Origin of the sequence: Poriferisphaera corsica (genome assembly GCF_007747445.1) — a bacterium.
Lineage (GTDB): Bacteria > Planctomycetota > Phycisphaerae > Phycisphaerales > Phycisphaeraceae > Poriferisphaera > Poriferisphaera corsica.
Genome location: NZ_CP036425.1, coordinates 3,510,137 through 3,524,083 on the forward strand (window position 1 = coordinate 3,510,137; position 13,947 = coordinate 3,524,083).

Genomic DNA, 13,947 nt, shown 5'->3' on the forward strand with positions numbered 1-13,947 from the left:
AAGAGGGGAAGTGAAGGCGGCTGAGGGGGAAGGAGGGGGGGATTAAGCGTGGATCTGAATTTGTGTTTCGAGGGGCATGGCGGGGAGAGATGCATCGCGGGCGTTGATGAGTGTGACGGACTGAAGGTTACGGATAGCCTCGGGGAACTTGCCATCAACGAGGCCGATGGCGGCGGCAGCTTCGGGGCAGCCGAGCGGTTCGTCGGGGAGCGTTGATTTGAGGAGGGTGAGACGCGGGGCATTTAGTTGAGCTGCGATATGAGCTGAGATGGAATCGCTGGTGAATTGCCAACAATGTTCGACAGGGAAGCCGTGGATTTCTTCGTACTCTAACCAAGCAATAGGCTCAACGATGGCGAGACGATTGTTCTGCCAAACAGGGGCGCATTCATTGATGTTGTGAACAAGGATGGCGTTATTCAGGATTTCTGCGAGCAGGTAGGCGTTGAGGGACATGCCTCGGACAGCAAGCCAGTGGGCACGTTGCTCGTCGAGGCCGAAGTTTTTGTCGATGATTCGGACTGCGTCTGCGGAACGCGCGCCGCCAACGACGAGAAGGAAGTTCGTATCGTTCGTCGTTGCGATGAATTGTTCGAGCACATGGAGTAGTTGGGGAAAATCAAGAAGACTTCCGCCGACTTTGAGAACGTGTACATCTTTACAACTCATGGAACTGCCTAACTGAAAACTTCTAAGTTTGATCGTTTAACTATCGCGCATTTTCAAACTTGTTGTTTGTGATTTCTGATCGCATCTATTCCAAACACCCTGTCACCGGCGGTGGCAGGCTTGAAGAAAAACGTGCATCTCAATGTGACTTGTATAACTGCTGATTAGCCACAAAAGCGAAAGGGCGCGTGATTGATACGGTTGGTGAGGTGTTGTGGTTCGATGGGGAGGGATGAGAGTGGGGTGGGGTATGGGGGGGGGATTATGTTTCTTCCCAAAGGTTGTCTTCATCGATGGCGACTTCATCGCGTTGATAGAGCGCGTTTTCGGTGATGACGAGATCAACGACGCAGTCATGATCGTTGCCGGGAAGGTCGGCGAGGATTTGGCATTCAAAGGCCAATGCGATGCGGATGGTAAGCGGATTTTTGTCGAAGTATTTATCGTAGTATCCGCCACCCTGTCCGAGGCGAGCGCCGAATTGTGTGGCGGCGATGCATGGCGTGATGGTGACATCGGGGCTGCCGAGGAATTGCTTACCTTTGCGGGGCTCGAGGATGCCTTGATCGGAGGGTTTGAGAACGTCGGTGGATTCGAGTTCAACGACTTTCATGGGCGCGTCTGGTTTGACGATCCCTTTTGCGTTGCCGAGTTTGGGGACACAGACTTTCTTACCGAGAGTGAGGAGTTGCTCGATGAGGGGGAGCGTGTCGACCTCACTGCCGTAACCGATGTAGCAGAAAATGACCTCGGCACGCTGGATCGCGTTTTGCTCAAGAACAGCTTCGTTGATCTTGCTGCTGGCGGCCTGGCGGACGGAATCGCTTAATTCTTTACGAACCTCACGTACGGCTGCACGAACCTGATCTTTGGTGTGGCTGACGGCGTTGGCCAAAATATCATCTCTTTCACTCATCACCCTATTTTACCGCATTGAGCGAGATCTCTCATCCTGGAGGGCTGAAATGTGGCAATGATAGGGAGAAAATCGAGCATATCATTTGAATCTATATCGGCTGAGATCATTTACGTGGGCTGTGAGAAGCCCCCCGCATCGGTGGTACTGGGGTTGTAGCAATGGGCTATGAGTAATGAGGTCTGAGAGGACAGGGGCGGATTGATATCAGGGGCAATTCCTGCAACAATACCGCATCCCATCCCCCCGGAAGCCCCGGGAGGTGGACAGCTTGCATGCTGGCCATGAATGGAGATTGATGGGATGTGGTGGTCTTCATTATGGAGACGGGTGGGTGAAATTATTTTTAAGACTGACAATGAGGGCCGATGCCCGCGAAATACACTCAGGAGTTTATGACCTCATGAAAGCAAACGACATCCGCCCCGGCATGGCACTGATCGTCGATGGCCAACTCTGGCAGATCATCAAAATCGATCATGTTAAACCTGGCAAAGGCCCAGCTTTTGTTCAGACCAAGATGAAGAACCTGCAGACGGGTTCAAATATTGAGAAACGTTTCCGTACTGCGGAAGACGTTGAGGGTGTAAACCTTGATCGCCGCTCGATGGAGTATTTATATTCCGAATCGGCGGGTGCGGTGTTTATGGATCTTGAGTCATACGATCAGACGACAATCCCGAAGGATGTGCTTGGCGATTCGTTGCTGTACACGAAGCCAAATCAGGAGATTTTGGGTCTTGTGTATAACGGCAATGTTCTGTCGATCGAGCTGCCTGCGGCGGTTGATCTTGAAATCACCGATACACCTCCGGGCGTGAAGAATGCGACCGTGACCAATGTGATGAAAGAAGCAACATTGGAGACGGGTTTGAAAACACGCGTGCCTGACTTTGTGAACACGGGTGAGGTGGTTCGTGTGTCCACGACAACAGGTGAATACATGTCACGGGTCACACAGAAGTAACCCCCTTTATTAGGGGCGTGTTGACTGTTTCGATGGTTGACATAAACCTTTAAAACGAAAAACCTAAAAGAAAGCGGCCTACAGTGCGTAGACCGCTTTTTTTATCGCTACCTGAAATATGAGCGTCTTCATGTTGGTGAGGAAATAACCGATAAAAACGGGGTACGACGATCCAGAATTGCATACGAGGCCCATCATGAAACGCGCACTGATCTTCATCACGTTCCTGCTTACGCTTTTAACGACTGCGGCTGCGCAAGAAAACGAAGTGGCTGATAGCTCTGCGTCGAAGCCTGAGAAGCCAATGATCTCACCGTATTCTGCGGCAGAGCAGCATTTGCAGGCGGTGTATGATTCACTTACCTATTTGGATAACCAGTTGCCGGTGATCGCGGTGGCGGCGGAGGAGACGGCGTTGAGGTTAGCGGCGGATCGTAAGGCAAAGCTGCATTATGTTGCGCCGTCGACATCGTTCACGACACCATCGCCATATTTTCTGGAGTACACATCGCGGCCAGGATCGTTATTGGCATCAAGGACGACTAATCCGACCCACAACATGCCTGTGACATCGGGGGATGTCACGTTGCTGTTTTTATCGCCGGACACACCGACGTTCCGTTCGGATAGCAATGCGAAGGACTATGATTTTGATGGTGATACGGCGGTAAATATACAGATGCTTGCAGACTTTGCGTTGCTGATTAAACAAGCGAGCGCACACCAGACGGCAGGATCATTTATCGTGACGTTCGCGCCGATTTCGCTAATTGAATCAATGGGAATGGATATTGACGCAATTCCTCATGACTTGTTGATTGATACATCAGCGAATCCGGATTCGCCATCACCATTGAAGACGTATCACACGACATTGCCTGCGGGATGGACGTTTTATTCGGAGCTATTTTGTGCTGCGACCCGGCATTTTCGTGACAACATTCCGGTGGTGAAAAAATCGTTTGAGTTGGATTCACGACAAGTCAGGTTCTTGGATTACATACACACGCCATACCATAGCGATCGACCTGCACCTGATCCGATCAAGCCAATGGCATTGGGTGGGAAATATTTAAAGACGTTGCAAAATGTTGTGCGTGACTTACAGACAGCATCGTTTGGTGCGATTGAAAATACGATTGATCGGATGCGGATTGCGGTGGCAGAGGAGTCGAGAATTTATGTTAAACCATCAGGGCCGTTTATTCAGTATTTAACGCCAGTCTATTCTCTGAATAGTTCGGTTACGACATTGCCGAAGTTCCCTGGGATCTTTACACCATGGCGCAATCAGGATCCGACCAATTCTGATTTCATGATTGTGATTGGGGATCATGAGCCGGCTTATTCGGAATTTTTCGGTTCATGGGAAGAGCTGGATCGTATTAAGCAGTTGCCACTGGCGGCGGCGTGGGTGCTAGAAGGTTATAACACGCGGCAGTCGGAATTGAAGATGCCTGCAAAACGGCCAACCAATTTCCCACATGAATATTTTGGTGATATTTTGATTGATAAGTGTGGGAATGTGGGGGATGCGCTGATTAATATTCCGGACTATGATACGAATCTTGGGCCTTCGTCATCGTTCACGTCGCTGACGATCTATCAGACGATTAGTATGCCGTTTGTTATGGATGATTAGTTTTTTATGCAGGCCGTGAGGGGCAATCATTCCGATACACTTTCATTCATCGTCGGATTGGTCGTTGCATTTTGATGCTCGGAATTAGGCGATTGCGTTGGTTGGATGGGTTGTACTTTGTTCGTCGTGATATTGACTGGCGGCGGAACGGTCTGAATTGTCTGAGTTTTGACAACAGTAAACGTTAATAAGAAGAATAAGATCAGTGAAAAAATGATCATTACGATGCCGCCCCAGATGAGTCCGGTGCGACGTTTCTTTTCGCTGCCGACTTTGACGATACCGACTTTGCGGAGGTCGTTGCCGCATTCGGGGCATATCATGTGTTCAATGCCGAGGACGATGTAGCCGCAATGGCCGCAGATAGATTCGCCTTCCCTGCCTTCATGCTTGAGGTTGGTACGCTTCCATGTGAAACCGAGAATAACGAGGATAACGCCGCCCATCAGTATGAGCAGTAATGAGAGGATGATCATTCCGCCCCAAGAAAAATTGATCGTCATAGCTGGTCTCTCCATTGCGTGAGGTTACATAACATCTTACATAAGATAGACGATGTAGAACGCATATATTTTCATGTTTCACATGCTACTGAGGATTATGCGATGATAGAATTCACCATATCAGAGAACATGTATCATTCGAAGAAAACCGATGATAATCAGAATTGATAGAATCGCAGTTAGCACAAGTGCTGTTATGAGGTAGCAATGCCGCTTTTGTGTTAAAACCTCCCCATTCAATGTGGTCTCGTAGGTACAACTGCCCCACATATCGAAAAGCAGGAAGATTGCCAACAACACTAGGCCAAGCAATGCGGGCAGCCAAATAAAAATTCCAAATATCAAGAAAAACCACATTCGTCTACCACAATCATTGTTGGATTAATTTTCATGACACTTGTGGATATGATTCCATATCTTGATTGATTTATCAATACATTCAACAGTTTCTTAGATCACATCGCCAATCAGCTTCATCAATACTACAATCTGCTTTATGTGCAGCAACCCAGAACATCACCAACAGCGCGATAAACCGACGCATAATCGGTTGTACCATGATTTGGCTTATTTGTGGCCGCTACTGTCGCCGCCGGATAATTACATTGCGGAAACGTCGATCTTACAGCAAGTTATTGAGGACAAGCTGAGTGGGCAAGTGAAGGCGGCAGATGAAGCTGGTGAACAATTGCTGATTACAGAGCTTGGGGCTGGGGGCGGGCATGCGCTGTTTCACTTGCGTGATCATTTCAAATGCACGGCTGTCGATATTTCTGAGGATATGCTGCATCACTGCAAGCATTTAAATCCGGGCGTGATTTGTGTTGCGACAGACATGCGGAATGTATCGCTTGAGGAAAAACAGGACGTGATTTTGATTCACGATTCGATAGACTACCTCACCACCGAAGAAGATATTCTGTTGACGTTTGAGAATGCACGCAAAAATTTGAAACCGCATGGGTTATTGATTGTTGCGCCGACGTATACGACTGAAACATTTGAATCAGGTGAGTCAGCAACGGATCACCAGTCTAGCCGTGAGTTAGACGTGACGTATACTACCCGTGTGATTGATCCTGATACTGATGACGATCTATTTGAGATGCATCTCGAATATCACATCACGGATTTACGCACAAACTTCGCCACGGTCGAGCACGACATCCATCTCTGTGGACTCTTCTCCATTGCAGCCTGGGCATCGCTGCTCAGTCGAAGCGGCTTCGACCCTGAGCTTTTTGAACAAACCGAGGAGACGGCTTGGACGCTGTTTGCGGCCACGCTCACCTAACTCCTGCATTGCTTTCATCATTGCATGTGCTTCGGTAACACCCGAAAAGCCATTACTACCTATAAACATACTATTTCTCCTATTCCATGTTTGTATCGTTTGACGAGCCGCGTACCAATCGCGCAGGTTTTATGCTACTGATGTAAAACATCACAACCTTTCAAACGAAAAGACCGATAGCTTAGCCAAGCTTTTCGCTGCTCTTCATCAATACGAACGGCTCTTTAATTTTCATTGGAAACCATCCACCATCTCCCCCCACCGCTTACCCTTACCCCCCATCAACTCACTCCCCATCCTTTCCCAATCCTTGCCTAACGCCTTACCCATCAACCATATCGACGAGAAGCATACTGCTGCTTTATGAGCATTCAGTTCGCATTTTGCAAGTCAAATATGAAATATGGGGTTTTATTCAGCCTGGGCACTGATCTTGCATAATGCTAACACATATTTCATGTTTTACGTGATCAATCGATCGATGACTGTTCATGTTGAATAAAAAAAGGATCACTAATTATCGATTAGCGATCCTTAACAATCTCAATATTTCTATTTCTTCAACTAAGCAAAGGCTAGCCTAGGCGATCGGTGGCAACGTGGTAATGTGGGTCATTTGAGACATCCACATCGACAAGATCACCGGCTTTACTGAGGAGCGCCTGACATTCATCACTGAGGTGACGCAGGTGAAGGACTTTACCTTCTGAACGATAGCGTTCGGCGAGTTTGTGGATTGCTTCCATACCGGATTGGTCGTAGACGCGCGAGTAATAGAAGTCGATGATGGTAACACGGGGATCGTCTTTGGGATCGAACATGGTTCGGAATGAGTGAACTGAGCCGAAGAAAACGGGGCCGTGCATTTGGTAGATTTTTTGTCCCACTTCATCAAACTTCACATCGGCTCCAACGTTGGTTGCGTGCTTCCATGCGAAGACGAGGGCTGAGACGACAACACCTAAAATGACGGCGGTGGCGAGGTCGTGCATGATGGCGGTATAGCCCGCAACAAGAATGATGACAAAGAGATCTTCATGCGGGATTTTCTTGAACATCTTGAGCGATGCCCATTCGAAAGTTCCGACAACGACCATGAACATGACACCGACGAGAGCTGCGATCGGGATCATTTCAATCCATGGGCCAAGGAAAAGAACAATACAGAGGAGTCCGACGGCGGCAACGACGCCGGAAAGACGACCTTTACCACCGGAGTTTACGTTGATAAGGCTCTGGCCGATCATGGCACAACCGCCCATACCGCCGAAGAATCCGCAGACAACGTTGGCGAGCCCCTGCCCGACGCATTCCTTATTACCGCGGCCACGCGTTTCGGTGATCTCATCGATGAGTGATAAGGTCATGAGCGATTCGATGAGGCCGACACCTGCGAGGATGAGTGAGTACGGGAGGATGATGAGGATTGCAGCCCAAAGGCCGGCAAAGGTAAAGATACCGTCAGGCAAAATTTTTGGGATGACAAGTGTGGGGAGCCCGCCTTTGATTTTCTGTTCTGGGGTACTGGCAATCGCGGCGGCGATATGTTCTTGAGTCAAAACGTCCTTGCCTTCAGCGGCTTGATGCCCTTGCTCGTAGGCAATCTGTTCAGCTTCTTCTTTGATTTCGCGTTGCGCGAGGACTACAGATTGTGCTTTGACCGAATCGTTGAGTACATCATAGACGGTATTGGCTTTGATATCGTTACCGAATGGCTGGAAAGTGTTGATGCCAATACCGATGCCGGTCACGACGAGGATCGCGACAAGCGAGGCGGGAACTGCTCGGGTGAGCTTGGGAAGGAAGAAGATAATGCCCATCGTGAGCGCGACCAAGCCCAGCATGATGCCGAGGTTCGGGCCGGTGATCCAGTGTTTGAATCCATCGGAGCCGAGGATTTTGAAGGATTCGAACTGAGCCATGAAGATAACAATGGCAAGACCATTCACGAATCCAAGCATGACAGGGTGCGGCACGATTCGGATGAACTTACCGAGACGCAATAGCCCAACAAGCACTTGAATTAGACCTGCGAGAATGACCGCAGCAAAGAGATATTGCTCGCCATGCATAGCGACCAGAGCGACAACAACCACAGCCATGGCACCGGTGGCGCCAGAGATCATGCCAGGGCGGCCACCGAAAATGGCAGTGATGAGGCCAATCATGAATGCGGAATAGAGGCCCATGATTGGCGAGACACCCGCGACAAAAGCAAATGCCACAGCCTCAGGCACGAGCGCCAGTGCGACGGTGATGCCAGAGAGGATGTCGTCTTTGTAGGACGCTGGTTGTTTAAAGAATAAACTGAACATACGGATTGTTTCTCCAGCGCGATTCGTGCGCATAATTGGGAAATCTTATTGATCTATCAGCCACCAAACACCCATAAAAACAGCAATATCAGCCATTTACGAATATAAATATCGCTTCGATCGGCATCGGTCAAGAGTGATACCGTCCGCGTTCGCATGCGGCTGTGGATGTCATAAACACAGATACCTTGGGATTTGTGCTCCCCACACAGGCGTCAGGGAATAGGTATGGGGGGGGGCCAAAATATACCCTTGCAGGAGGCTCGGGTCAAAGGTGTGACGCACTGATTCGCAGGACAAATCATCGCGCAAATGGCTGATTTGTAGGCTGTTTACTCTCGATGTGGGCAAATCATGAACTGAGGCATGACACGAATGTCTACCCAACACATAAAGGATATTGACCTCATTCACAATGAAATCCATCTATTCGAGAAGCAAATGCATCATTTTTTGGGAAACAAGTCATTGAAGAGTGTATTTGAAACAGGTTCAAAACCACTCCTATGTATTAAAATAGCATCGTTAAGTTCATCATTTATTAATGATCACATCGACAAAATATGATCCTTTCACATGAGGTCAACGGATTACTGATGCGGAAATACTTTATTGCTTTTGTGTTGTCATTGTCTGGGGTGGGTATCGTCCAAGGTAAGAGTACGGATACCTTGGCGTATTGGCGATTTGAGGATGGCAAGCCATTAACGAATCTCAATAATGAGCCAAACGCTCAACCAGCCACTGGCCAGACGGTGAGTGATGTCACGGGTAACAACAATAGGTTGCGTACATTTAACACGGATGTACGCCGCTACCCACCTGACACTTCGCCCACATTCTCACAGCGTGTCGGAGCGATCAAGCTCCAGAAAAATATCAGCAACAATCAGTCCATGCATTTCACTGGGATGCAGGATCTTTACACCTTCGGCGGGCCACTGGAAAAAACCAAACTCAAAGCGTTCACACTTGAAGTCGCAGTTCGCATTCAGAGCATCGGAGTGACCAATGACGAGTTCCAAGTCATTGTTGGCAAAGATGGGCAGCCGGTGAAAAAGATGGGAAATGCGCCGCTTCAGCTCACGATTGCGGGACGAACCGAAGAAGATACGGTCAAGCATGCTCCTGCGATACAGATCTTTGACCGTGAAGGTAATTTTCATAATGCAGCGAGCCAAACACCACTGCCCAAAGACGCGTGGGTCTGGTTGGCTGCGGTATGTGATGGCGAAACACTCAAGCTGTTTGTCGATCGCGGCAAGGGCTACCGTATGGAAGCCAATGTTGACGGTATTAAAGGCGGGCTGATCGAAAGCAAAGGCGGCTGGACGATTGGCCGAGGCATGTTTCGTTTGGCACCAGGTCAATGGGTACAGCAAGGATGGATTGATGAGGTTCGAATCACAAGCCGCGCACTGAACGTCCGCGAGTTTGTCGGCTACAAAAGATCCAAACAAGAGCGTGACCTAGACGAATCTCAAGCAGAGCGGATGTCCAGCGACATCGAAATCCGTGAACTCGTTAAAGACATCGCGGATCCGTGCATGATCAAGGCTGGCGATACGTTCTATATCTCAGGCACAGGCGCCCCGAATGGTTTTGATGCCTACTCATCTAAAGATCTCAAGAACTGGAAGAAGCACACAGGGATCTTTAAGAAAACCAAAGATTCATGGGGCACACATTGGTTCTGGGCACCCTCAATTATCCCCAATGGCGAAAAGTTTGATCTGTTCTACACAAGCAAAGGCCCGATTCCACACTCAGGCGGCCGCGAATCAATGCGGATTTGTCGCGCTGTAGGCGACAGCCCGTTGGGCCCTTTCAAAGAAGTTTCTTCTGCGATCAAAGACCCGCTGATCAATATCGGCCTGGCTACAATCGATATCGAAGGCTTCGTCGACGATGATGGGCGACGATACATCTATTACGTTTTGGATTATTTAGATGTTGGCAAGAGCCGCATCCTCGTTGCCGAGCTTGGCGATGATGGCCGCGTGATCGGTGAATCTAGTTTCTGTATGGAACCCGATCTGCCTTGGGAAGGCGGCAACTGGGTCGAAGCCCCCTCGGTCATCAAACATGACGGCTGGTACATCATGTTTTATTCAGGCAATCCGTTTTTCAGCAACAAATATGCTGTCGGGTATGCCGTTTCACGATCGCCGCGAGGCCCGTGGGTCAAACCGCCAGGCAATCGAATACTGGGCGAAGAGATCGGTATGCCCGGCCCCGGACATGCTGGCCTACTCAAGCATTCTGACGGATTGTATTACTTCCCCTTCCATGCCTTGATCGGCGAAAACGCGAGACGCGCCACCTTCATGGTCGGCTTAGAACTCAAACCGACAGGCAATCAGTATGGGTATCGCCCCGTGTTCACCGACATACCCACTCCATAAGCAGGTTGATACGCACTGTTACATGCGTGAAAGAGGTGTTAACAAAGCACCTCTTTTTTTATGCGCGATATTTGCAATAAGTCTTGCGATGCCGCTGATAGATGAAACTTCATTTCAAACCTCTTCAGTGACGATCACATTAATTTAGCGCACCCGTACAAGAAGAGCCTGCTCCAGCCGTACACCCAAAACAGTGCGATGCTGTTCGGATGTGCCTGCCCAACAACTCATCTGGTGTGAATTGCCAAATCTTTTTACTGTTGCGCTCCGTGAAATGCTCCGCATCCAGCTTCTCAGTCTTCGCCGCATTCTGCGGCGGCACAACCGGCGGCGGGCCATCAAGCGGCATCTGGATCATCTGATTGAAATCGCAATCATAAACCGCCCCCTCATAACCAATCGACACTAACGATCGGCACATCACCGCCGCAACATTGTCTTTATTATGTGCGCCCTTCAGCTTCTCCATATACGCTTCATATTGCCCATCTCGAATCAATGAATGCTCAAACCGCTTAATCGGCATATTTGTGATCGTAAACAAACTGTTAAAATGAATGTTATAGTTCTTCGCAAGCTGATCCTTATAAGCAGCTTCAAGCCCCGGCTGAGCAGGCGGCAAACCATAACCAACCGGGTTATAGACCAAATCTAACCGCAAACTAGACTGCGGCATACCATAGCCAAGTGCATTAAGAAGATGCAGCGCTTGAATAGATTCATCAAACACGCCAAGCCCGCGTTGCTTATCCACGTTCTCTTGCAGATAACACGGCATGGACGCAACAATCTCCACATGATTGTCAACCAAAAATGCAGGCAAATGTTCATACCCCGGCTGCAATAAGATCGACAGGTTACAACGATCAAGAATGTGCAACCCTCTGTTTTTAAGTTCAGTAACCAGATATGAAAAATGCGGGTTCATCTCCGGTGCGCCTCCAGTCAGATCCGCAACCGATATCTGCAATTGATCGTTGTAAAGATCTAGCCACGTCAAAATATGGTCCATGGTCTGACGAGACATAATTTCAGTTCGGCCAGGCCCAGCCTCAACATGGCAATGATGACACGCAAGGTTACACATCTTGCCCAGGTTAAGCTGCAACGTCGTCAATTGATCACGCACAAGCTGCTGCCCATCGGCTGCGAGTCTTGATGCAAATTGATCCGGTTGTTCATGAAGGGGAAGGTGAATCGAATGGGTCATAATGAATCGGCTCGCTGTTTGTGGTGTCGAATATATCGACCAGGCGTAATCGTGTCGTATCTCTTACGCTCCTATGGGAGCTGCTGCGTCATGTGCTTGGCGAAGGCTTAACCGCTTATGTGTATCGTCTTATTCCTGACAGTTTTTGCACGATGGGAGATCCCCTAAATTGGGTACATAACACTGCGGAGAGTCAGGATTCCATGAATTACACCATCCAATCAACTCGGGATTGGGGATGAAGGTCGATTACTGGTAAGATACGGGACTGAATTGATACTTGGGGAAGTCTTGCGGGCACACGCCACTGTCTGTAACTCCCTCACTAATGAAGGATTAGAAAAATGTCTACTGTCATTGCCCCCGAACAGAAATCGATGGAAGAAATTGTCTCGCTCTGCAAGAGACGCGGCTTCGTCTACCCCGCCTCCGAAATCTATGGCGGCATCAACGGTTTCTGGGACTACGGCCCACTCGGCACTCAACTCAAAAACAATATCCGCGATTGGTGGTGGAAGTGCATGGTCGAATGCCCACCCATCGGCCCGGACGGCGACCCCGTCTCCATCGTCGGCCTCGACTCTTCCATCATCCAGAACCCCAAAACATGGGAAGCCTCCGGCCACGTCGGCGGTTTCTCCGACCCCATGGTCGACTGCACCGAATCCAAAAAACGCTACCGTGCTGACCACCTCGTCTGCGCCGTAGCCAAAGCTGAAAAAGGCGGTGAAGTCCGTGACCTTGGCTTCCTCGCAGTCATGGACGGCGACACATCCGTAGCCGACTTCGAGAAACGGGCAGGCAAACTCTGCAAAAAAACTGGCGGCGGCGAACTACTCCCCATCACCCACGATGACCTCGTCGAGTACAACCTGCTCTCTTCAGACCAGCAAACGCTCGTATGGGGTCCAGACGCCGCCCAACCCGGCACACTCACTGAACCTCGCGAATTCAATCTCATGTTTGAAACCTTCGTCGGCGCCATCCGCAACGAAGATGCAAAAGCATACCTTCGCCCTGAAACAGCGCAAGGTATCTTCCTCAACTATAAAAACGTCGTCGACACCATGCGTGTCAAAATGCCCTTCGGCATCGCACAGATCGGCAAGTCATTCCGCAACGAAGTGACGCCCCGTAACTTCATCTTCCGCTCTCGCGAATTCGAGCAGATGGAAATGGAATGGTTCTGCCCACCCGAAGACTCCCTCAAGTGGTACGACTTCTGGAAGAACGAACGCATGAAGTGGTGGGAATCACTCGGCATCAACACCGACAACCTCATTTTCCGTGATCATGATGATGACGAGCTTGCCCATTACTCCAAAGCTTGTGTCGACGTTGAATACAAGTACCCCTTCACCGCTCCCAAATACGGCGAACTCGAAGGCGTCGCACACCGCGGCTGCTTCGATCTCACGCAACACGAAACCCACTCAAAAACCAAAATGCAGTACTTCGATCAAGACCTTCAAGTCCGCCTCCAGAAAGAAGGACTCGACAAGGAAGAGATCAAAAAGCGCACCAAGTACATCCCCAACGTCATTGAACCTGCAAGCGGCCTGACCCGCGCTGTCCTCGTCCTGCTCTGCGAAGCTTTCACACCAGACGACACACGCGCTTCAAAAGTCTACATGAAGTTCAAGCCGAAATTTGCTCCCGTCAAAGCCGGCATATTCCCGCTCGTCAACAAAGACGGCATGCCCGAGATCGCACAGAACCTTTACATGAAGCTCCGTGAAAAATACACATGCCAATACGACGCCAAGCAGTCCATCGGCAAACGTTACGCACGCATGGACGAAGCCGGCGCCCCATACTGCTTCACCATTGATGGCGACACACTCAAAGACCAAACCGTCACCGTCCGCGATCGTGACACGCAAGAACAAACGCGCATCAACATCGACCAAGTCGAAAAATTCATGGCCGACAAGATGGGCGACTAATCACTCACTCCTCCAATAAACCACACACAAGCCTCCTCTCACAGGAGGCTTTTTTTATCCTCATTCTGCCCTGTCTGTCA

General features: G+C 49.6%; 10 protein-coding genes. 5 read left to right on the top strand and 5 right to left on the bottom strand.

Annotated features, from left to right (window positions below; translation table 11 throughout):
- Positions 1-42 precede the first annotated feature (42 nt).
- Positions 43-669, bottom strand: coding sequence for an amino acid kinase family protein (locus KS4_RS14355; protein ID WP_145079582.1), 627 nt, complete (start codon positions 667-669; stop codon positions 43-45).
- 262 nt (positions 670-931) lie between these two features.
- Positions 932-1,585 (bottom strand): 5-formyltetrahydrofolate cyclo-ligase, encoded by a 654-nt coding sequence (locus KS4_RS14360; RefSeq protein ID WP_145079585.1) that lies wholly within the window; start codon positions 1,583-1,585, stop codon positions 932-934.
- 403 nt (positions 1,586-1,988) lie between these two features.
- On the opposite strand from KS4_RS14360, the gene efp reads away from it, so the two are divergent.
- Together efp and KS4_RS14370 are read left to right on the top strand one after the other, a co-directional pair.
- On the top strand, positions 1,989-2,552 hold the full coding sequence (efp, locus tag KS4_RS14365) for an elongation factor P (RefSeq protein WP_200761296.1): 564 nt from the start codon (positions 1,989-1,991) through the stop codon (positions 2,550-2,552).
- A 196-nt stretch (positions 2,553-2,748) separates the two neighbouring features.
- Positions 2,749-4,194 carry a hypothetical protein gene (locus tag KS4_RS14370; protein WP_145079592.1) on the top strand — a complete coding sequence of 482 codons (1,446 nt, stop codon included), beginning with the start codon at positions 2,749-2,751 and terminating at the stop codon, positions 4,192-4,194.
- Positions 4,195-4,220: 26 nt separating this feature from the next.
- Here KS4_RS14370 and KS4_RS14375 read toward each other — a convergent pair whose 3' ends face one another.
- On the bottom strand, positions 4,221-4,697 hold the full coding sequence (locus KS4_RS14375) for a hypothetical protein (protein ID WP_145079595.1): 477 nt from the start codon (positions 4,695-4,697) through the stop codon (positions 4,221-4,223).
- A gap of 496 nt (positions 4,698-5,193) precedes the next feature.
- On the opposite strand from KS4_RS14375, the gene KS4_RS14380 reads away from it, so the two are divergent.
- Positions 5,194-5,991 carry a class I SAM-dependent methyltransferase gene (locus KS4_RS14380; RefSeq protein ID WP_145079598.1) on the top strand — a complete coding sequence of 266 codons (798 nt, stop codon included), beginning with the start codon at positions 5,194-5,196 and terminating at the stop codon, positions 5,989-5,991.
- A gap of 575 nt (positions 5,992-6,566) precedes the next feature.
- Here the strand turns inward: KS4_RS14380 and KS4_RS14385 are convergent.
- Positions 6,567-8,306: a SulP family inorganic anion transporter gene (locus KS4_RS14385; protein ID WP_145079601.1), complete on the bottom strand. Its 1,740-nt coding sequence runs from the start codon at positions 8,304-8,306 to the stop codon at positions 6,567-6,569.
- A gap of 596 nt (positions 8,307-8,902) precedes the next feature.
- Between KS4_RS14385 and KS4_RS14390 the strand changes: the two genes are divergently transcribed.
- Positions 8,903-10,711: a family 43 glycosylhydrolase gene (locus tag KS4_RS14390; RefSeq protein ID WP_200761297.1), complete on the top strand. Its 1,809-nt coding sequence runs from the start codon at positions 8,903-8,905 to the stop codon at positions 10,709-10,711.
- Positions 10,712-10,850: 139 nt separating this feature from the next.
- Here the strand turns inward: KS4_RS14390 and arsS are convergent, their stop codons facing one another.
- Positions 10,851-11,921, bottom strand: a complete 1,071-nt coding sequence (arsS, locus tag KS4_RS14395; RefSeq protein ID WP_145079607.1) for an arsenosugar biosynthesis radical SAM (seleno)protein ArsS — start codon at positions 11,919-11,921, stop codon at positions 10,851-10,853.
- Positions 11,922-12,265: 344 nt separating this feature from the next.
- Here arsS and KS4_RS14400 point away from each other — a divergent pair, with 344 nt between their 5' ends.
- On the top strand, positions 12,266-13,867 hold the full coding sequence (locus tag KS4_RS14400) for a glycine--tRNA ligase (RefSeq protein WP_145079610.1): 1,602 nt from the start codon (positions 12,266-12,268) through the stop codon (positions 13,865-13,867).
- Positions 13,868-13,947 lie beyond the last annotated feature (80 nt).

What these genes read in the sequence shown, in the direction of transcription:
- KS4_RS14375 (WP_145079595.1), bottom strand. Translation starts at nt 4,697, where the DNA reads ATGACGATCAATTTTTCTTGGGGCGGAATGATCATCCTCTCATTACTG.
- KS4_RS14400 (WP_145079610.1), top strand. Translation starts at nt 12,266, where the DNA reads ATGTCTACTGTCATTGCCCCCGAACAGAAATCGATGGAAGAAATTGTC.
- KS4_RS14355 (WP_145079582.1), bottom strand. Translation starts at nt 669, where the DNA reads ATGAGTTGTAAAGATGTACACGTTCTCAAAGTCGGCGGAAGTCTTCTT.
- KS4_RS14360 (WP_145079585.1), bottom strand. Translation starts at nt 1,585, where the DNA reads ATGAGTGAAAGAGATGATATTTTGGCCAACGCCGTCAGCCACACCAAA.
- KS4_RS14380 (WP_145079598.1), top strand. Translation starts at nt 5,194, where the DNA reads ATGTGCAGCAACCCAGAACATCACCAACAGCGCGATAAACCGACGCAT.
- KS4_RS14390 (WP_200761297.1), top strand. Translation starts at nt 8,903, where the DNA reads ATGCGGAAATACTTTATTGCTTTTGTGTTGTCATTGTCTGGGGTGGGT.
- arsS (WP_145079607.1), bottom strand. Translation starts at nt 11,921, where the DNA reads ATGACCCATTCGATTCACCTTCCCCTTCATGAACAACCGGATCAATTT.
- efp (WP_200761296.1), top strand. Translation starts at nt 1,989, where the DNA reads ATGAAAGCAAACGACATCCGCCCCGGCATGGCACTGATCGTCGATGGC.
- KS4_RS14370 (WP_145079592.1), top strand. Translation starts at nt 2,749, where the DNA reads ATGAAACGCGCACTGATCTTCATCACGTTCCTGCTTACGCTTTTAACG.
- KS4_RS14385 (WP_145079601.1), bottom strand. Translation starts at nt 8,306, where the DNA reads ATGTTCAGTTTATTCTTTAAACAACCAGCGTCCTACAAAGACGACATC.